Origin of the sequence: Pseudomonas parasichuanensis (assembly GCF_021601385.1) — a bacterium.
Lineage (GTDB): Bacteria > Pseudomonadota > Gammaproteobacteria > Pseudomonadales > Pseudomonadaceae > Aquipseudomonas > Aquipseudomonas parasichuanensis.
On the sequence record NZ_BQHO01000031.1, the window covers coordinates 37404 to 56622 of the forward strand.

14 protein-coding genes are annotated in these 19219 nt (G+C 64.3%); 5 read left to right on the top strand and 9 right to left on the bottom strand.

Annotated elements, in window-relative coordinates:
* Positions 1-30: 30 nt before the first annotated feature.
* The 3 genes from sthA to L6D77_RS21475 form a co-directional block, all read right to left on the bottom strand.
* Positions 31-1425, bottom strand: coding sequence for a Si-specific NAD(P)(+) transhydrogenase (gene sthA / locus L6D77_RS21465; protein ID WP_232880014.1), 1395 nt, complete (start codon positions 1423-1425; stop codon positions 31-33).
* Between the two features lie 203 nt (positions 1426-1628).
* Positions 1629-2627 (bottom strand): FAD:protein FMN transferase, encoded by a 999-nt coding sequence (locus L6D77_RS21470; protein WP_232880015.1) that lies wholly within the window; start codon positions 2625-2627, stop codon positions 1629-1631.
* 144 nt (positions 2628-2771) lie between these two features.
* Entirely contained in the window at positions 2772-4235 is a 1464-nt protein-coding gene (locus L6D77_RS21475) for a glyceraldehyde-3-phosphate dehydrogenase (protein ID WP_232880016.1), read from the bottom strand.
* A gap of 167 nt (positions 4236-4402) precedes the next feature.
* On the opposite strand from L6D77_RS21475, the gene mfd reads away from it, so the two are divergent.
* Genes mfd through L6D77_RS21490 form a run of 3 tightly spaced genes read left to right on the top strand, consistent with a single transcriptional unit; the run spans position 4403 to position 11771 of the window.
* A complete protein-coding gene (mfd, locus tag L6D77_RS21480) occupies positions 4403-7852 on the top strand; it encodes a transcription-repair coupling factor (RefSeq protein WP_232880017.1) in 3450 nt (1149 codons plus the stop codon).
* A gap of 9 nt (positions 7853-7861) precedes the next feature.
* A complete protein-coding gene (locus tag L6D77_RS21485) occupies positions 7862-8422 on the top strand; it encodes a CsiV family protein (protein ID WP_232880018.1) in 561 nt (186 codons plus the stop codon).
* Position 8423: 1 nt separating this feature from the next.
* Positions 8424-11771: a DEAD/DEAH box helicase gene (locus L6D77_RS21490; RefSeq protein WP_232880019.1), complete on the top strand. Its 3348-nt coding sequence runs from the start codon at positions 8424-8426 to the stop codon at positions 11769-11771.
* 135 nt (positions 11772-11906) lie between these two features.
* On the opposite strand, the gene nagZ is transcribed toward L6D77_RS21490, so the two are convergent.
* Genes nagZ through L6D77_RS21505 form a run of 3 tightly spaced genes read right to left on the bottom strand, consistent with a single transcriptional unit; the run spans position 11907 to position 14197 of the window.
* Positions 11907-12905: a beta-N-acetylhexosaminidase gene (gene nagZ, locus L6D77_RS21495; RefSeq protein ID WP_232880208.1), complete on the bottom strand. Its 999-nt coding sequence runs from the start codon at positions 12903-12905 to the stop codon at positions 11907-11909.
* Between the two features lie 22 nt (positions 12906-12927).
* Positions 12928-13452: a L,D-transpeptidase gene (locus L6D77_RS21500; protein ID WP_232880020.1), complete on the bottom strand. Its 525-nt coding sequence runs from the start codon at positions 13450-13452 to the stop codon at positions 12928-12930.
* A gap of 40 nt (positions 13453-13492) precedes the next feature.
* Positions 13493-14197 carry a TetR/AcrR family transcriptional regulator gene (locus L6D77_RS21505; protein WP_232880021.1) on the bottom strand — a complete coding sequence of 235 codons (705 nt, stop codon included), beginning with the start codon at positions 14195-14197 and terminating at the stop codon, positions 13493-13495.
* A 219-nt stretch (positions 14198-14416) separates the two neighbouring features.
* On the opposite strand from L6D77_RS21505, the gene lexA reads away from it, so the two are divergent.
* Together lexA and sulA are read left to right on the top strand one after the other, a co-directional pair.
* Positions 14417-15025 (top strand): transcriptional repressor LexA, encoded by a 609-nt coding sequence (gene lexA / locus L6D77_RS21510; protein WP_232880022.1) that lies wholly within the window; start codon positions 14417-14419, stop codon positions 15023-15025.
* Positions 15026-15038: 13 nt separating this feature from the next.
* The gene (gene sulA, locus L6D77_RS21515; protein WP_232880023.1) at positions 15039-15515 is read left to right on the top strand and encodes an SOS-induced cell division inhibitor SulA; all 477 of its coding nucleotides are present in this window, start codon (positions 15039-15041) and stop codon (positions 15513-15515) included.
* A 51-nt stretch (positions 15516-15566) separates the two neighbouring features.
* On the opposite strand, the gene L6D77_RS21520 is transcribed toward sulA, so the two are convergent.
* The 3 genes from L6D77_RS21520 to topA all read right to left on the bottom strand — a co-directional run bounded on the left by L6D77_RS21520 (position 15567) and on the right by topA (position 19130).
* On the bottom strand, positions 15567-15800 hold the full coding sequence (locus L6D77_RS21520; protein ID WP_043215749.1) for a hypothetical protein: 234 nt from the start codon (positions 15798-15800) through the stop codon (positions 15567-15569).
* A 53-nt stretch (positions 15801-15853) separates the two neighbouring features.
* Positions 15854-16375 (bottom strand): DUF6586 family protein, encoded by a 522-nt coding sequence (locus tag L6D77_RS21525; protein ID WP_232880024.1) that lies wholly within the window; start codon positions 16373-16375, stop codon positions 15854-15856.
* Positions 16376-16520: 145 nt separating this feature from the next.
* Positions 16521-19130 (bottom strand): type I DNA topoisomerase, encoded by a 2610-nt coding sequence (gene topA / locus L6D77_RS21530; RefSeq protein WP_232880025.1) that lies wholly within the window; start codon positions 19128-19130, stop codon positions 16521-16523.
* Positions 19131-19219 lie beyond the last annotated feature (89 nt).

A 19219-nucleotide genomic window follows, 5' to 3' on the forward strand; every position in this document is an offset into this window, starting at 1 on the left:
CGACCGGCTCAGGCCACCGGCCGGAGCCGCTCAAAAAAGCCGGTTCAGGCCGTCGTAGGCAGCTACCCGATAGGCTTCGGCCATGGTCGGGTAGTTGAAGGTGGTGTTGACGAAGTACTTCAGATTGTTCTGCTCACCCGGCTGGTTCATGATCGCCTGGCCGATGTGGACGATCTCCGAAGCCTGGTAGCCGAAGCAGTGCACGCCGAGGATTTCCAGGGTTTCGCGGTTGAACAGGATCTTCAGCATGCCTTGCGGCTCACCGGCGATCTGCGCGCGGGCCATGCTCTTGAAGAAGGCCTTGCCCACTTCGTACGGCACCTTGGCCTGGGTCAGTTCCTGCTCGTTCTTGCCGATCGAGCTGATCTCCGGAATGGTGTAGATGCCGGTGGGCACGTCATCAACGAAACGCCAGCTGCCGTTGTCGACGATGCTGCCGGCAGCGGAGCGGCCCTGGTCGTGGGCGGCACTGGCCAGGCTCGGCCAGCCGATCACGTCGCCGGCACCGTAGATGTTCGGCACGCTGGTGCGGTAGGCCTGGTCGACTTCGATCTGGCCACGGCTGTTGACCTTGATACCGATGTTCTCCAGGCCCAGCTTGTCGGTGTTGCCGGTACGGCCGTTGCACCACAGCAAGGCGTCGGCCTTGATCTTCTTGCCCGACTTCAGGTGCAGGATCACCCCGTTGTCCAGCCCTTCAACCCGGTCGTATTCCTCGTTGTGGCGCACGGTGATGTTGTTGTTGCTGAAGTGGTAGCTCAGCGCCTGGGAGATTTCCGAGTCGAGGAAGCTCAGCAGCTGGCCACGGTTGTCGACCAGCTCCACCAGCACGCCCAGGCCACTGAAGATCGAGGCGTATTCGCAACCGATCACCCCGGCACCATAGACGATCAGCTTGCGCGGGGTGTGGCTGAGGCTGAGGATAGTGTCGCTGTCATAGACGCGCGGGTGGTGGAAGTCGATGTCGGCCGGGCGGTACGGGCGCGAGCCGGTGGCGATGATGATCTGCTTGGCATTGAGTTTCTCTACCACACCGTTGGGGCAGACCACTTCCACGGTTTGCTCGTCGGCGAAGCTGCCGGTGCCGGTGAACACGTCGACGCGGTTGCGGGCGTAGTAGCCGGTACGCGAGGCGACCTGCTTGCTGATCACCTTCTCGGCGCTCTTGAGCACGTCGGGGAACGAGAACCAGCGCGGTTCGCCGATGGCGCGGAACATCGGGTTGGTGTTGAACTGCATGATCTGCCGCACGGAGTGACGCAGCGCCTTGGACGGGATGGTGCCCAGGTGGGTGCAGTTGCCGCCGACCTGACGACGGCTGTCGACCATGGCCACCTTGCGCCCTGCTTTGGCGGCGTTCATTGCCGCGCCTTCTCCGGCCGGGCCGGAACCCAGCACCACTACGTCGTAGTTGTAGACAGCCATGCGTACTCCTTCAGAACTGGCCCGCCGGCCGGTTGGCCGCGGGGCGCGATCATGTCGCCTTAGCGCCATGAGAAAATTCGGGTGCAGTCTAATCAAGCGTGAACGCCGCGCACATTAACCCTTGGTCGCGTCGTAGGCCACTTTTGCCTGCACTACATGTGGTTTCACCGAATCCATGGTGGCGATCATCCGTGGCTTGCCTTTCATTCGCCTTTCAGCGCCCGCTCGAACGCCGGGGTGGAACGGGAGACGAAGCCACCTTCGGCCCGAGTCACCAGCACCGCGGCGATACCCTGGGCGATGGCGAAGTCCCAGCCCTGCTGCGGCCCCAGGATCAACAACAGGGTCGAGTAGCCGTCGGCCAGCAAGGCCGATGCGTCGAGCACGGTCACTGACGCCAGGTCATGCTCGACCGGGCGCCCGAGGCGGGCATCGAAGGTGTGCGAATAGCGCCGGCCATTGTCCTCGAAATAGTGCCGATAGTCACCCGAGGTCGATACCGCCAGCCCCTGCACGGCAATGACCTGGCGGGCGATCTGGCGATCCTCGCGGGGCAGCTCCAGGGCCACCCGCCAGGGGCTGCCATCGGGCTTGCGGCCCACGGCCTTGAGCTCGCCGGTGGCCTCGGCGAGGAAGCTGTCGATGCCCATCGTTTGCAGGTGCGCGGCAATCAGGTCGACGGCATGGCCGGCGGCGATGCTGTTGAAGTCCAGCTCGATCAGCGCGTCCTTGCACAGGCGCTCGCCCTCGATGCGCAAGTGGCGGTAGCCAACCCGCTGGCGGGCCAGGGCCTGCGCCTGGGCGTCCGGCACCTGCAGTTGGCGGGCTTGCGGGCCAAAGCCCCACAGGTCCAGCAGCGACTCGACGGTGAGGTCGTAGGCGCCCTGGCTCTGTTCGGCCAGGTGCTGGCCGAAGGTGACCAGTTCGAGCATGTCGGCATCGACAGGTAGGCACTGGTTGGCCGGCAACTGGTTGAAGCGGCTGACGGTGGAATCGCCGCGGTAGGTGGAGTAATGCGCGTCGATGGCCTGCAGGATGCCTTCGACCGCCGCCTGCACCTGCGCCGGCGCCGGGCCGCCGGGTTGGCGCACGTACTGGATGCTGTAGCTGCTGCCCATCGTCGGGCCGCCGAAGCGCTCGAGGGTGGGGACTGGATCGCAGCCAGCCAGGAGCATCAGGATGGACAAGAGTGCTGCGCGCAAATTCAAGTTCTCGACAGGTTGCACTGGCCTCTTCGCGGGCAAGCCCGCTCCCACAGGAATCGCAGTCGCCTTGGGAAACACAATACCTGGCCAAAAAAAACGGGAACCCGAAGGTTCCCGTTTTTTCAATGCATTACAAGCGGATCAGCGTGGAAACGCTGGCGGGTTCACACCGGCCATGTCTTCCATCACACGAACTACCTGGCAGCTGTAGCCGAACTCGTTGTCGTACCAGACGTACAGGACAACGCGGTTGTCGCTGCAGATGGTCGCTTCGGCGTCGACCACACCGGCGTGGCGCGAACCGACGAAGTCGGTGGAGACCACTTCCTGGGAGCTCACGTAGTCGATCTGCTTGTGCAGCTCGGAGTGCATGGCGGTCTGGCGCAGGTACTCGTTGAGTTCCTCGCGGTTGGTGGCCTTCTCCAGGTTCAGGTTGAGGATGGCCATCGACACGTTTGGCGTCGGTACACGGATCGCGTTGCCGGTCAGCTTGCCCTTGAGCACTGGCAGTGCCTTGGCGGCTGCGGTGGCGGCACCGGTTTCGGTGATGACCATGTTCAGCGGCGCGGCACGGCCACGGCGGCTGCCCTTGTGGAAGTTGTCGATCAGGTTCTGGTCGTTGGTGAACGAGTGAACGGTTTCGACGTGGCCGTTGACGATGCCGTACTGGTCGTTGATGGCCTTGAGCACCGGCACGATGGCGTTGGTGGTGCAGGAAGCAGCGGAGATGATCTTGTCATCGGCGCTGATGTCGCCATGGTTGATGCCGTGCACGATGTTCTTCAGCGCGCCTTTGCCCGGTGCGGTGAGGATCACGCGGGCAGCGCCCGGGCAGGCCAGGTGCTGGCCCAGGCCGTCGGCGTCACGCCATACGCCGGTGTTGTCGACGATCAGCGCATCCTTGATGCCGTACTGGGTGTAGTCGACTTCGCTCGGGCTCTTGGCGTAGATCACCTGGATCAGGTTGCCGTTGGCGGTGATGGTGTTGTTGGCTTCGTCGATGGTGATGGTGCCATCGAACGGGCCGTGCACCGAGTCACGACGCAGCAGGCTGGCGCGCTTGACCAGGTCGTTTTCGGCGCCCTTGCGCACGACGATGGCGCGCAGGCGCAGGCCGTCGCCACCACCGGTCTTCTCGATCAGGATGCGCGCCAGCAGGCGGCCGATGCGACCGAAGCCATACAGCACGACGTCGGTGCCCTTGCGTGCAGAGGCGTTCTGCTGACCGACCACATCGGCCAGTTCTTCGCGAACGAACTGCTCGGCGGTGCGACCGTTGCCTTCCTGCTTGAACTTGTTGGCCAGCTTGCCCAGGTCAACCGAAGCGGCGCCCAGTTTCAGCTCGCTCATGGCCTTGAGCAGGGGGAATGTCTCGTGGACGGACAGTTCGGTTTCGTCGGCTTGACGGTGACGCGCAAAGCGGTGGGCCTTGAGAATCGAGATAACCGAACGGTTGATCAGGCTGCGGCCATAGATCGAGCTCACCACATTGTTGTTGCGGTAGAGCTGACCGATAAGCGGGATCATCGCTTCAGCCAGGGCTTCACGATCGATCCACTCACCAAGACACTGGTCGGGCTTCTGAGTCACGGTAACCTTCCACATGTAGGGGAACAAAAAAGGGGCTACATTATGACGCCCCGCGGCGTATCGGGCAATGAGCGCCTGTCGCCGGCCGCAAGCCCCGTCGCCATGCCCTTTCGAGCCTGACAGCGCGCCCACTCACCGGTACAATCGACCTCTTTGCCGCAACGCTTGGAGTCGGATCTTCCGTGTCAGTTCTGCGCCTACCGAAAATGTCGGCCACGGCCGGCAAACACACCTGGGGCAACCTGCCCGGTGCCGCCTTGAGCCTGGCCGTCGCCGAAGCCGCCAGCAGTGCCGGCCGCTTCACCTTGCTGCTGACCGCCGACAGCCAGGCTGCCGACCGCCTGGAGCAGGAGCTGCGCTTCTTCGCCCCGGACCTGCCGGTGCTGCCCTTCCCCGATTGGGAAACGTTGCCCTACGACCTGTTCTCGCCGCACCAGGACATCATCTCGCAGCGCATCGCCAGCCTGTACCGGCTGCCGGAGCTGGACCACGGCATCCTGGTAGTACCGGTCACCACCGCCCTGCACCGCCTGGCCCCCACGCGCTTTTTGCTGGGCAGCAGCCTGGTGCTGGCCGTGGGCCAGAAGATCGACGTCGAGCAGATGCGCACGCGCCTCGAGGCCAGCGGCTACCGCTGCGTCGACACGGTCTACGAGCATGGCGAGTTCGCCGTGCGCGGGGCGCTGATCGACCTGTTCCCCATGGGCAGCAAGCAGCCGTACCGCATCGACCTGTTCGACGACGAGATCGAGACGCTGCGCACCTTCGACCCGGAGACCCAGCGCTCGATCGACAAGGTCGACTCGGTACGCCTGCTGCCGGCCCGCGAGTTCCCCATGCACAAGGACGAGGTGACCCGCTTCAAGGCCCGTTTCCGCGAGCGCTTCGATGTGGACTTCCGGCGCAGCGCGATCTTCCAGGACCTGACCAGCGGCATCATCCCGGCCGGCATCGAGTACTACCTGCCACTGTTCTTCGAAGAAACCTCGACCCTGTTCGACTACCTGCCGGCCGACACCCAGGTGTTCTCCCTGCCGGGCGTGGAGCAGGCCGCCGAGCACTTCTGGAACGACGTGCGCGGGCGCTACGAAGAGCGTCGCGGCGACCTCAGCCGCCCACTGCTGCCGCCCGCCGAACTGTTCATGCCGGTCGAGGACTGCTTCGCCAAGCTCAAGCAATGGCCCCGCGTGGTGGTCAGCGCTGATGACCTCGAGCCCGGCGTGGGCCGCGAACGCTTCCCGGCACGCGCCCTGCCCAACCTGGCCATCGAGGCCAAGGCCAACCAGCCGCTGGCGGCGCTGTCGAACTTCCTTGAGCAGTTCCCAGGCCGCGTACTGTTCACCGCCGAGTCCGCCGGCCGGCGCGAAGTGTTGCTGGAGCTGCTCGAACGCCTGAAGCTGCGCCCGCAGACCGTCGAGGGCTGGGCCGACTTCATCACCGGCAGCGCGCGCCTGGCGATCACCATCGCCCCGCTCGACGACGGCCTGGTGCTGGACGACCCGGCCATCGCCCTGGTGGCCGAGAGCCCCTTGTTCGGCCAGCGCGTGATGCAGCGCCGCCGCCGCGACAAACGCGGCGAGGCGGCCAACGACGCGGTGATCAAGAACCTGACCGAGCTGCGCGAAGGCGCGCCGGTTGTGCACATCGACCATGGCGTGGGCCGCTACCTGGGCCTGGCCACGCTGGAAATCGACAGCCAGGCCGCCGAGTTCCTCACCCTTGAGTACGCCGAAGGCGCCAAGCTCTACGTGCCGGTGGCCAACCTGCACCTGATCGCCCGCTACACCGGCAGCGACGACGCCCTGGCGCCGCTGCACAGGCTGGGTTCGGAAGCCTGGCAGAAGGCCAAGCGCAAGGCCGCCGAACAGGTGCGCGACGTCGCCGCCGAGCTGCTCGACATCTATGCCCGCCGCGCCGCACGCAAGGGTTATGCCTTCGCCGACCCGGCCGCCGACTATGCCACCTTCAGCGCTGGCTTCCCGTTCGAGGAAACCCCCGACCAGCAGAACGCCATCGAGGCCGTGCGCGAGGACATGCTCGCCGCCAAACCGATGGACCGCCTGGTGTGCGGCGATGTCGGCTTCGGCAAGACCGAGGTGGCCATGCGCGCGGCGTTCATCGCCGTGCACAGCGGCCGCCAGGTGGCGGTGCTGGTGCCGACCACCCTGCTCGCCCAACAGCACTACAACAGCTTCCGCGACCGCTTCGCCGACTGGCCGGTAACGGTCGAGGTGATGAGCCGGTTCAAGTCGGCCAAGGAAGTCAGCGCCGCCGCCGCAGACCTTGCCGAAGGCAAGATCGACATCCTCATCGGCACCCACAAGCTGCTGCAGGACGACGTGCGCTTCAAGGACCTGGGCCTGGCCATCATCGACGAGGAACACCGCTTCGGCGTGCGCCAGAAAGAGCAGCTCAAGGCCCTGCGCAGCGAAGTGGACATCCTCACCCTGACCGCCACGCCGATCCCGCGCACGCTGAACATGGCGGTGTCGGGCATGCGCGACCTGTCGATCATCGCCACCCCGCCGGCACGACGCCTGTCGGTACGCACCTTCGTCATGGAGCAGAACAAGAGCACGGTCAAGGAAGCCCTGCTGCGTGAACTGCTGCGCGGCGGCCAGGTGTACTACCTGCACAACGACGTGAAAACCATCGAGAAGTGCGCCGCGGACCTTGCCGAACTGGTCCCGGAGGCACGCATCGGCATCGGCCACGGGCAGATGCGCGAACGCGAGCTCGAACAGGTGATGAGCGACTTCTACCACAAGCGTTTCAACGTGCTGATCGCCTCGACCATCATCGAGACCGGCATCGACGTGCCCAGCGCCAACACCATCGTCATCGAGCGCGCCGACAAGTTCGGCCTGGCGCAGCTGCACCAGCTGCGCGGCCGGGTTGGCCGTAGCCACCACCAGGCCTATGCCTACCTGCTGACGCCGCCGCGCCAGCAGATCAGCGCCGATGCCGAAAAGCGCCTGGAAGCCATCGCCAACACCCAGGACCTGGGTGCCGGCTTCGTCCTGGCCACCAACGACCTGGAGATCCGCGGCGCCGGCGAACTGCTCGGCGACGGCCAGAGCGGGCAGATCCAGGCGGTCGGCTTCACCCTGTACATGGAAATGCTCGAGCGCGCAGTCAAGGCCATCCGCAAGGGCAACCAGCCGAACCTCGAGCAGCCGCTTGGCGGCGGCCCGGAGATCAACCTGCGCCTGCCGGCGCTGATCCCCGAGGACTACCTGCCGGATGTGCATGCGCGGCTGATCCTCTACAAACGCATTGCGTCGGCGGCAGACGAGGAAGGCCTCAAGGACCTGCAGGTCGAGATGATCGACCGCTTCGGCCTGCTGCCCGAGCCCAGCAAGAACCTGATGCGCCTGACCCTGCTCAAGCTGCAGGCGGAAAAGCTCGGCATCAAGAAAGTCGATGCCGGCCCCAATGGCGGCAAGCTCGAGTTCGAGGCGCAAACCCCGGTCGACCCACTGACCCTGATCAAGCTGATCCAGGGCCAGCCCAAACGCTACAAGTTCGAAGGTGCAACCCAGTTCCGCTTCATGGTGCCGATGGAACGCCCCGAAGAACGCTTCAATACACTGGAGGCGCTGTTCGAGCGCCTGACCCCACAGCCAAACTAAGGAAGCTCCATGCGTGCCATTCGTTGCCTGACCCTGCTGCTGGCGTTGTTCGCCCCGGCCGCCTTCGCCGCAGGCCCCTATCAGGTGGAAATGGTGCTGGTGCGGCAGAACGCCGTGCCGGCCATTACCAGCCCGTTCGCCCCGGAAGACTGGAGCGCCGGCGCGCCGCGCCTGGAAAAAGCCGCCGAGCGCCCGACCGGCCTGGGTGACGAGATTACCCGCCTGCAGGCCACTGCCGACTACACCGTGCTCTTGCACAAGGCCTGGCAACAGGAAGGCGAAACCGTCGCCCTGAGCGCCGGGGACGAACAGTTCGGCCACTTCCCCATCGAAGGCAACCTGAGCATCAAGGAAGATCGCTTCATCGCCGTCGACGCCAGCTTCTGGGTCAACCAGCTCGACAGCAATGGCAGCGTGCTGCAGAGCGAACAGCTCAAGCAGAGCAACAGCAACATGAAGGCTGGCCAACTGACCTTCCTCGACGGCGGCCACCTGGCCGTGCTGATCAAGGTCTCGCCTGCCGGCATGCGCAAGATACCGCTGCCGGACCCGGAGATGATGGAGCAGTGAGGTGAGCGAGACCGATGCGCAGTTCCTCGTCCGTAATCACGACGGCTGGACGTTCGCGTTCGACCGCGGGGCGCTGCAGCGCGGCCTGAAGTATGCCGAAGAGGGCAGAAGCGAGATCGTCTCGATCCTGCACCTGACCATCCGCGCGCAATGCGATGGTTCTGCGGGCAGCGTCTATTACCAGCGGATCACGCTGGGCATGACCAAGGGCGGCCTGACGTGTGACGGCACCTGTTCATGCCCTGTCGGCAAAAACTGCAAACACTGCGCCGCTGCCCTGTTCACACTTGAGCGTGGCGCTGCCCCAGTCGAAGGTGAGCAACACTTCCCGGGCAGCAGCACGCCAGCCGCCGAGCACTCCCTGGACTTGCCGCCGGAGCTTGCGCACTGGGTGGAGGCACTCGAGGTGCCGGCAGCACCCGCCGCCGAGCCGGCCAAGCGCAAGGGCCCGTCACTCTATTACCTGGTCAGTGTCGATCACGGTCGGTGCAACCTCTGCGTGTTCAAGGGCACGCGCCAGGCGGACGGCAGCTTGAAGCTGACACGCCCCAGCTCGATGCCGGAGCTGATGTATTACACGCCGCGCTATGTAACCGACCAAGACCTGCGCGTGCTGCGCTTGATCGATGCCATGAACAAGGAGTACAGCCTGCCCAGTGCCCGCCTTGAAGGCAAGAAAGGCGCAGACCTCTACGAGTTCGCACTGGCAACCGGTCGACTTTTGTACAGCGAACAGCAGCCTCCGCTTGCAGCCGGCCCGGACCTGCATGCCGACTTCCGCTGGGTCAGGCTGGACAATGGCAGCTACCGCGGCGCCTGGCACCATGATGACAAGGCGCACTGGCTGGCATTGCCACTCGACCCGCTGTACTACGTAGACCCACAAACGGGACAGACCGGCAAACTGCTGCATGATCTCGACCCGTTCATCGCCAGCCAGCTTGCCAGCGCCCCCACGGTCCCGGAACACCTGATCGTGCCGTTGAGCCACCGCCTGAACGCCTTGAATCGCCAGGTACCGACGCCCACGACGGTGCGCAGCGAGCAGATCGAGGACATCCAGCCCACGCCGCGGTTGACCCTCGGCAGCCTCGAATTCAGCGCCTACACACCGAAGACCGGGCGCATGCAACGGCAGATGCAGCACCGCGCCGCACTGTCGTTCGACTACGATGGCCTGCGCACCAGTGGCACCGACAACAAGCCGCTGACCCGCCTGGTCGACAGCACCAGCCAGCGTATCCGCCGCCAGCCCCAGGCCGAGCAGGCGCTGCGCAATGTGTTGCGCGATGCCGGCTTCAAACCTGCCACCCGCCAGAGCAAAGCGCTGCCTGACAGCGCCGGCGAGATGTATCAGCTGGCCGATGACGAGGCCTGGCTGCGCTTTGCCCGCGAGGGCCTGCCGCGCCTGCGCGAGGCCGGCTGGGCAGTGGATGTGCACCGCGACTTCGCCTTCAACCTGCATGAAGTCGACGACTGGTACGCCACCATCGACGAGGCGCCGGGCCACGAATGGTTCGACCTGGAGCTGGGTATCGTGGTCGAGGGCCAGCGCCACAGCCTGCTGCCCATCGTCCTGCAGTTGCTGCGCAGCAGCCCGGAGCTGCTGCGCGCCAGCGAGCTGGCACGGCGCAGCGACGACGAACACCTGTTGATCGACCTCAACCGCGCCCGCCACGACAGCCCTGCCCTGCGCGTCGCCCTGCCCTACGGGCGAATCAAGGCGGTGATGGGCACCCTCGGCGAGCTGTACCTGCACGAAGACGCCGTGGGCCCTAGCCTGCGCCTGGAGCGCGCCGACGCCGCGCGCCTGAACGACATCGAACACCTGCCGCTGCTGTGGGAAGGTGGCGCCCAGGTGCGCGACCTGGGCCGGCGCCTGCGCGATGCCCGCGACCTGCAGGTGCAAGCCCCCAAAGGCCTCAATGCGACCCTGCGCCCCTATCAACAGCAAGGCCTTAACTGGCTGCAAGCCCAACGCGAGATGGGCACCGGCGCCATCCTCGGCGACGACATGGGCCTGGGTAAAACCCTGCAGACGCTTGCCCACCTGCTGCTGGAGAAAGAAACGGGGCGCCTGACGCACCCGGCCCTGGCGGTGATGCCCACCAGCCTGGTGCCCAACTGGCTCGACGAAGCCAAGCGCTTCGCCCCCGAACTGCGCGTGCTGGCCCTGCACGGCCCAGGCCGCAACAAGCATTTCCCCGCACTAGGCGACTACGACCTGGTGCTGACCACCTACGCGCTGGTACCGCGCGACCTTGAGCACCTCAAGCCACAGCCCTGGCACCTGCTGGTACTGGACGAGGCGCAGAACATCAAGAGCAGCACCAGCAAGGCCGCCCAGGCCGTGCGCGAGTTGCAGGCCACCCAGCGGCTGTGCCTTACCGGCACGCCCATGGAGAACAACCTGGGTGAACTGTGGTCGTTGTTCCACTTCCTGATGCCCGGCTGGCTGGGCGACAGCAAGCGCTTTACCCAGGACTACCGCACCCCGATCGAACGCCACGGCGACACCGAGCGCATGGCCCACCTGGCCAGCCGCATCCGCCCGTTCCTGCTGCGCCGCACCAAGGAACAAGTGGCCACCGAGCTGCCGGCCAAGACCGAGATGATCCACTGGGTCGAGCTCAGCGACGCCCAACGCGACACCTACGAGGCCGTGAGGGTGGCGATGGACAAGAAGGTCCGCGACGAGATCGCCCGCAACGGCGCGGCGCGCAGCCAGATCATCATCCTCGACGCCCTGCTCAAGCTGCGCCAGGTGTGCTGCGACCTGCGCCTGGTCCAGGGCACCGAAACCAAGGGCAGCTTCGCCGACAAAGGCAAGCTGGGCAGCCTGCTGGAGATGCTCGAGGAGTTGCTCAGCGAAGGCCGCAAGGTCCTGCTGTTCTCGCAGTTCACCTCGATGCTGGCGCTGATCGAGTTCGAACTGGAGAAACGCGGCATCCGCTACAGCCTGCTGACCGGCGACACCCGTGATCGCCGCGCCCCGGTGCAGCAGTTCCAGAACGGTGACAGCGAGGTGTTCCTGATCAGCCTCAAGGCCGGCGGCACCGGCCTGAACCTGACCGCCGCCGACACCGTGATCCACTACGACCCGTGGTGGAACCCGGCCAGCGAAAACCAGGCCACCGACCGCGCCTATCGCATCGGCCAGGACAAACCGGTGTTCGTGTTCAAGCTGATTACCCGGGGCACGGTGGAGGAGAAGATCCAGCAGCTGCAGCAGGAGAAGGCAGCGCTGGCGGCCGGGCTGCTCGATGGCGGGCAGGCTGGGCAGTGGCGGCTGGGGGATGAGGAGATTGACGCGTTGTTTGCGCCGTTGCCGGGTAAGCGCGGCCGTTAAGCCAGGTTCTTCCTGTACCGGCCTCTTCGCGGGCAAGCCCGCTCCCACAGGGGCAGTGCCAGGCTCAAGGGCCGCACGAATTCTGTGGGAGCGGCGGTTCGCCGCTGCGTTTTACCCGCGAAGAGGCCGGCGAGGTCAATCGACCAGCTGTGCTTCTTTCAACGCACCCAGCGCCTCCAGCCAACGCGGCTGCTGGCGGTAATCGGTACGCGCGAAGCCCTGCCCACGCATGCGCGCAATGCGCGGCGACGGCTTGACCTTCAGCCGCTGCGCCGCGCTCAGGGCCAGCTCCGCCGCAGCCCGGTCATTGCACACCAGGCCCATATCGCAACCGGCGCTCAAAGCGGCTTCGATACGGTTGGCGGCATCGCCCACTACGTGCGCGCCAGCCATCGACAGGTCATCGCTGAAGATCACCCCATCGAAGCCCAGTTCGCCACGCAGGATGTCCTGCAACCAGCGGCGCGAGAAGCCAGCCGGCTGGTTGTCGACCTGCGGGTAGATGACGTGGGCCGGCATCACAGCCGCCAACTGGCCGCTGAGGCGACTGAACGGCACCAGGTCGGCGGCGCGCAGTTGCTCCAGGTTGCGCTCATCAACCGGGATGGCCACATGGGAGTCGGCCTCGGCCCAGCCGTGCCCGGGGAAGTGCTTGCCACAAGCGGCCATGCCAGCGGCATTCATGCCACGGATAAACGCCCCGGCCAATTGCGTGGCACGCTCGGGGTTACCCTCGAAGGCCCGGCTGCCCACCACCGCGCTGCGCTGGTGGTCGAGGTCGAGCACCGGCGCGAAGCTCAGGTCCAGGCCAACCGCCAGCACTTCGGTCGCCATCAGCCAGCCGCATTGCTCGGCCAGGTACTCGGCGTTTTCGTTGTCGGCGATCGCCCGCATCGCCGGCAGGCGCACGAAGCCTTGGCGCAGGCGTTGCACCCGGCCACCTTCCTGATCAACCGCAAGGATGAGCTCGGGACGGATGGCACGAATCGACGCGCACAGCTCGCGCACCTGGCGCGGGCTGTCGATATTGCGGGCAAAGATGATCAGGCCGGCCACTTCGGGCTGGCGCAACAGATGGCGGTCCTCGGCGGTCAGCCATTTGCCGGCGATATCTACCATCAGAGAGCCTTGCAGGCTGGCGGTCATAGCGAGTCCTTCATTGAAGATTCAGGGAAGCCCAGTGCGGGCAAGCGGCCTCGTCTATCCGTACCGGGCAATGGGCGGGTACGCGATCGAACAAGGCAAGCAAATCGTCGTTGCGCAGCCGTACACAGCCATGGGACAGCGCAGTGCCCATAGGTTCAGTGTCGGGCGTGCCATGCAGATAGATATAGCGCTGGAAGGTATCGACCGGACCCAGCCGGTTGTATCCCGGCTCGCAACCGCTGAGCCAGAGGATGCGCGTGAGGATCCAGTCACGCTCGGGAAACTGGGCGTGTAGCGCTGGCGACCATACCTCACCCGTCCAGCGCCGACTGCTGAGCACCGCGCCCCGCGGCAAGCCGCCACCAATCTTCGCGCGCACCTGGTGCAGGCCACGCGGTGTGCAGCCAGAACCTTTGCGCTCACCCGCGCCATTGAGCGCCGTGGAGACCGACAGGCGCACCAGCAGCACGCCATGGGCGAAGCCATAGAGGCATTGATCGGCGAGGGAAACATGCAGGAAATCGAGGTCGGGCATGGCGCTAGCTTATCTGAAGCGCCCTGCTCCGCCCAGTGCGTCAGGCCTTGGCCGGGGCGCTGGCCTTGCTGCGCGGGCGCAACTGTGCGCCAGCCAAGGCCTCGTCGGTTACACCGGTGTCTGCACGCATGCCAGCCGCGAGGAAAGGCACCATCAGGCGCATCACCTGCTCGATCGAGGTATTGATGCCGAAGTCGGTCTCGGCGATGGCGCGCAGGGCCTTGATCCCGGACATGCTGAACGCCGCGGCACCCAGCATGAAATGCACCCGCCAGAACAGCTCAAGCGGCGGAATGCGAGGGGCGGCCTCGTTGACCAGCAGCATGTAGCGGCGAAACACCTTGCCGTACATGTCTTCCAGGTAACGGCGCAGGTGGCCCTGGCTCTGGCTGAAAGCCAGGCCCAGCAGGCGCATGAAGATAGACAGGTCGTTGTTGCTGCGCGGCTGTACCGCCAGGGCCTGCTCGACCAGCATTTCCAGCAGCTCTTCAAGCGAGGCCTTCTGCTCGGGGCGCACCTGACGGCGCTCAAGTTCACGCTCGAGGCTGGCGCAGAACGGCCCGAGGAAACGCGAGAAAACCGCCTGGATCAGGGCCTTCTTCGAACCGAAGTGATAGTTCACCGCCGCCAGGTTGACCCCGGCCTTGCTGGTGATCAGCCGCAATGAGGTTTCCGCGAACCCGCGCTCCGCGAACAGCTGTTCCGCCGCATCGAGGATGCGTTCAACGGTTTCCGATTGGGCCATGACTACTCCGCCTGACAAACAGTTGTTTGAAACATACGTTTCAGGCCTGCTGATGTCAAGGCTCGGTGACTGGGCAGTCGCCATTTAAAAGCGCCAAGCCACAAGCCGCAAGCGCCAAGTTGCGCGGGGCTTTTGATCTTTCTTGCAGCTTGCAGCTTGCAGCTCACAACCCACTGTATATAATCCCAGTCACTGTATAAAAAGACAGAGCCCTCGCCCATGCTGAAACTGACGCCACGCCAAGCCGAGATCCTGGCTTTCATCAAACGTTGCCTCGAAGACAACGGCTTCCCCCCAACCCGCGCCGAAATCGCTCAGGAGCTGGGCTTCAAGTCGCCCAACGCGGCCGAGGAACACCTCAAGGCCCTGGCGCGCAAGGGTGCCATCGAGATGACCCCTGGCGCCTCACGCGGCATCCGCATCCCCGGCCTGGAAGCCAAGGTCGAAGAGCACGGCCTGCCAATCATTGGCCGGGTCGCCGCAGGCGCGCCGATCCTCGCCGAACAGCACATCGAAGACTCCTGCAACATCAACCCGGCGTTCTTCCACCCCCGTGCCGACTACCTGCTGCGTGTGCACGGCATGAGCATGAAGGACATCGGCATTTTGGACGGCGACCTGCTCGCCGTGCACACCACCCGCGAGGCCCGCAATGGCCAGGTGGTGGTGGCGCGCATCGGTGACGAAGTGACCGTCAAACGCTTCCAGCGTGAAGGCAGCAAGGTCTGGCTGATCGCTGAAAACCCGGAATTCGCCCCTATCGAAGTCGACCTGAAAGAACAGGAGCTGGTGATTGAGGGCTTGAGCGTCGGCGTCCTGCGCCGCTGATCGAGGAGGCCTCATGCAGCCGTTCATCCCTGCACCGCAACAAGTCCAGTTGCCACTGTTCGAGGCATTTTTCGCCAATCCGGTTTTGCCAGGCTTCAAGGCCCGCGAACAACCGCGCAAGAGCAACCAGCCCGAGCTGTTCAGCGAACTGGCTCTGCGCGGTGCACCCGGCCATTGCCAGAGCCTGCTGGCACCTGTTCTACGCGAACTCAGCGAAGAGGACGACAGCCGCTGGCTCACCTTGATCGCTCCGCCTGCCAGCCTCACGCAAGCCTGGCTGCGCGATGCCGGCCTCAACCGTGAACGCATCCTGCTGCTTCAGCCAGGCAGCAACCAGAACGCCCTGCAGCTGGCTTGCGAAGCATTGCGCCTGGGGCACAGCCATACCGTCGTCAGCTGGCTGGGCAGTGTGAGCAACAGCGCTCGCCAGCAGCTGCTACGCGCCGCTGCCGCTGGCAAAGCACAAAGCCTGAACATCCGCCTGGGCTGATGTTCAGGCTTTGCCTGTCATCCGTTTGTAGCCGTGAACCTCTAACGTGGTTCAGTGAAGGACTCGCGGCCCTTCATCACGCTCGAAATCGCCTTCTACCAAGCGGCCAGCCATTTGCACACCGACGCTGAGCATGGCCTTGGCCACTTCCACATGCTGTCCTTGCAGGAATGCCTTGGCATCCTCGGAGAAATCCAGGGTTACCAGGGAACCTTCATCCTCGGCGCGGCGCAGCTCGATCCGGCCATCAGGCAACTCGACAATTTCTAGAAAGGACGTTGACATACTTGGGGCCTGCTTTTCACGAAAGGCCGATAGTGTACCAGCCATGATTGCTGTCAGCACTCACTCAGCGCGTCGCGAAATCGTCTCACCAAGTCCTTCAAACTCTTCCGCCAGGCCTCCAGCTCTTCCTGAGAAAGCTCCAGCGGCTCAGCCTCGTCCAGATTAACCGCTTGGATCAATGGCTGGGTAACATCGGTTTTCGCGCTTTTCTTCGCGACCGGCGGTCGGAACAAATCGGCATAAGCGGCGAGCAGACGAGCCAGCCAGGTTTCCGGCTGACGTGCCAGCTCCAGCATTTCTGCCATCTCCGGAATCGCCACGTTCTGCAGCACCTCATCGTTGAGCAGCAGCTCAGCCCGCGCCGCAGCCGCCTGCGGCAAGCGATAGAAACCGGCGATCTCGTGGCACAACCCCAGTAACGCACCATACAGGTGGAACAACGCCGCTTCGCGCTCGGCCTGGACCAACCCTTGGGCATTCATGGCTCCGCTGGTAGCGGCCTTGGCCATGGACTCCAGCGCGAGGCCGGCAAAGAACAGTTTCTGATTGGTGCGAGTGTACAGTTCCTGGGCCATTTTCGATGACCTCCCATTGGCAGCAAGGCGATGTTGCAGTGTCGGGGATTGGCAAGCATTACGGCAAGCACAAACGATCGCGGGGCATGCGCGCCCCCACTAAGCCGTGGAAGCGCGCTTGCCCCGCGATCAGGCTGCGCTCAGATCAGCGCTTGTCTTCGACCTTCCACGCCTTGCCGTCGTAGAACGCCTTCCAGCCGGTCGGCTTGCCGTCGACTTCAGACTGCACGTACTGCTCCTTGGTCTTGCGGCTGTAGCGGATTACCGCCGGGCGGCCCTCAGGGTCCTTCTGCGGCGCTTCGCAGAGGAAGTGGTACTTCGGATCGATCTCGTGCTTGTGCGGCACGATTTCCAGCACCAGCGGCGCACGGGTCTCGCGATTCTTGGGGAACTGGCTGGCGGCCAGGAACAAGCCCGAGGCACCGTCACGCAGCACATAGGTGTCGTCGACCTTTTCGCACTTGAGCTCTGGCATGTCCACCTTGTCCATCTTCGGTGGCGCCGCCTCGCCGCTTTTAAGCAGCTTGCGGGTGTTCTTGCACGCAGCATTGGTGCAACCGAAGAACTTGCCGAAACGACCGGTCTTGAGCTGCATCTCGCTGCCGCACTTGTCGCACTCCAGGCTCGGCCCTTCGTAGCCCTTGATGCGGTAGCTGCCCTCTTCGATCTCGTAGCCGACGCAATCCGGGTTGTTACCGCAGATGTGCAGCTTGCGCTTCTCGTCGAGCAGATAGGCATCCATCGCGGTCGAGCAGATAGGGCAGCGATGCTTGCCACGCAATACCAGCGACTCGGACTCACCTTCGTCGTCGGCAGCGATCTCGTCGCCCGGCACCAGGTTCACAGTGGCCTTGCAACGCTCTTTGGGTGGCAGACTATAGCCCGAGCAACCCAGGAATACGCCGGTGGAGGCCGTACGGATCATCATCGGCCGCCCGCATTCCTTGCACGCGATATTGGTTGGGGTCGGCTGGTTGGCACGCATGCCATGCTCGGTAGACTCCGCGGTCTGCAGCTTCTTGCTGAAGTCACCGTAGAACTCGTCCAGTACGTTCTTCCAGTCGCGCTCGCCCTGGGCCACGTCGTCGAGGTGCTCTTCCATGCCGGCGGTGAAGCCGTAGTCCATCAGGTTGGAGAAGCTCTCCGACAGGCGCTCGGTGACGATGTCGCCCATCTTCTCGGAGTAGAAGCGGCGGTTGTGCAGCGTCACATAGCCGCGGTCCTGGATGGTCGAAATGATCGCGGCATAAGTCGATGGTCGACCGATACCGCGCTTTTCCATTTCCTTGACCAGGCTGGCTTCGGTGAAACGCGCTGGCGGCTTGGTGAAGTGCTGGCTGGGGTCGATCTGGATCAGCTTGAGCGCTTCGCCCTGCGCCATGTCCGGCAGCACGTCATCTTCACCTGGCTTGCTCTGCTGCGGCAGGACGCGGGTGTAACCGTCGAACTTGAGGATGCGGCCCTTGGCACGCAGCTCGAAGTCGCCAGCCGCTACGGTGACGCTGGTGGACAGGTACTGCGCCGGCGGCATCTGGCAGGCCAGGAACTGGCGCCAGATCAGCTCGTACAGGCGCTCGGCGTCACGCTCCATGCCGGTGAGCTTGGTTGGGTGCGTATTAACGTCGGACGGGCGAATCGCCTCGTGCGCTTCCTGGGCCCCTTCCTTGCTGCCATAGACGATGGGCGCGGCCGGCAGGTACTGCTTGCCGAATTCTTTCTCGATATAGCTGCGCGCCATCTCGACGGCATCGGTCGACAGGTTGGTCGAGTCGGTACGCATGTAGGTGATGTAACCCGCTTCGTACAGACGCTGGGCCATCATCATGGTTTTCTTCACCCCGTAGCCCAGCCGGTTGCTCGCGGCCTGCTGCAGGGTAGAGGTGATGAACGGTGCCGATGGTTTGCTGCTGGTCGGCCGGTCTTCGCGCTTGCTGACGCTGTAGCTCGACGCCTTGAGTTTCTCAAGGGCGGCCATGGCCTGGGCTTCGTTGAGCGGCTTGAAGGCTTCACCCTTCTCGCGTGCCACCTCGAAACGCACCTTGGCGTTCTTGGCAGTACCCAGGTCGGCGTGGACCTCCCAGTACTCTTCCGGATTGAAGGCGCGGATTTCACGCTCGCGCTCGACCACCAGCTTCACCGCCACCGACTGTACACGGCCAGCGGACAGGCCACGGGCGATCTTGGCCCACAGCAGCGGCGAAACCATGTAGCCGACCACACGGTCGAGGAAGCGACGCGCCTGCTGGGCATTGACCCGATCGATATCGAGCTCGCCCGGCTGCGAGAACGCTTCCTGGATGGCTTTCTTGGTGATTTCGTTGAACACCACACGCTTGTAGCGGCTGTCGTCACCGCCGATGGCTTCGCGCAGGTGCCAGGCAATGGCTTCCCCCTCGCGATCCAAGTCGGTTGCGAGATAGATGGTGTCGGCATCCTTGGCCAGGCGGCGCAGCTCTTCGATCACCTTCTCCTTGCCGGGAAGGATCTCGTACTTGGCTTTCCAGCCGGCTTCCGGGTCGACGCCCATGCGTGCCACCAGGGTGCGGCGGGCCTTTTCCTTGGGCGACAGCGCCGGCGCTTCACCTGCTGCCTTGCCACGCTTGGCCGCCGGATCCTTGCTCGCACTGGCGGAACCGCTGGTGGGAAGGTCGCGGATATGGCCGATACTCGACTTCACCACGTACTGGTTGCCCAGGTACTTGTTGATGGTCTTGGCCTTGGCCGGGGATTCCACAATGACCAGCGATTTGCCCATGGATCGGAGTATTCCTGAATCTGAAGATGAAAAACGCGTCAGGTGCCGGACGCGGCACCGCTATATATAGTGGCAAAACAGTGAGGTCA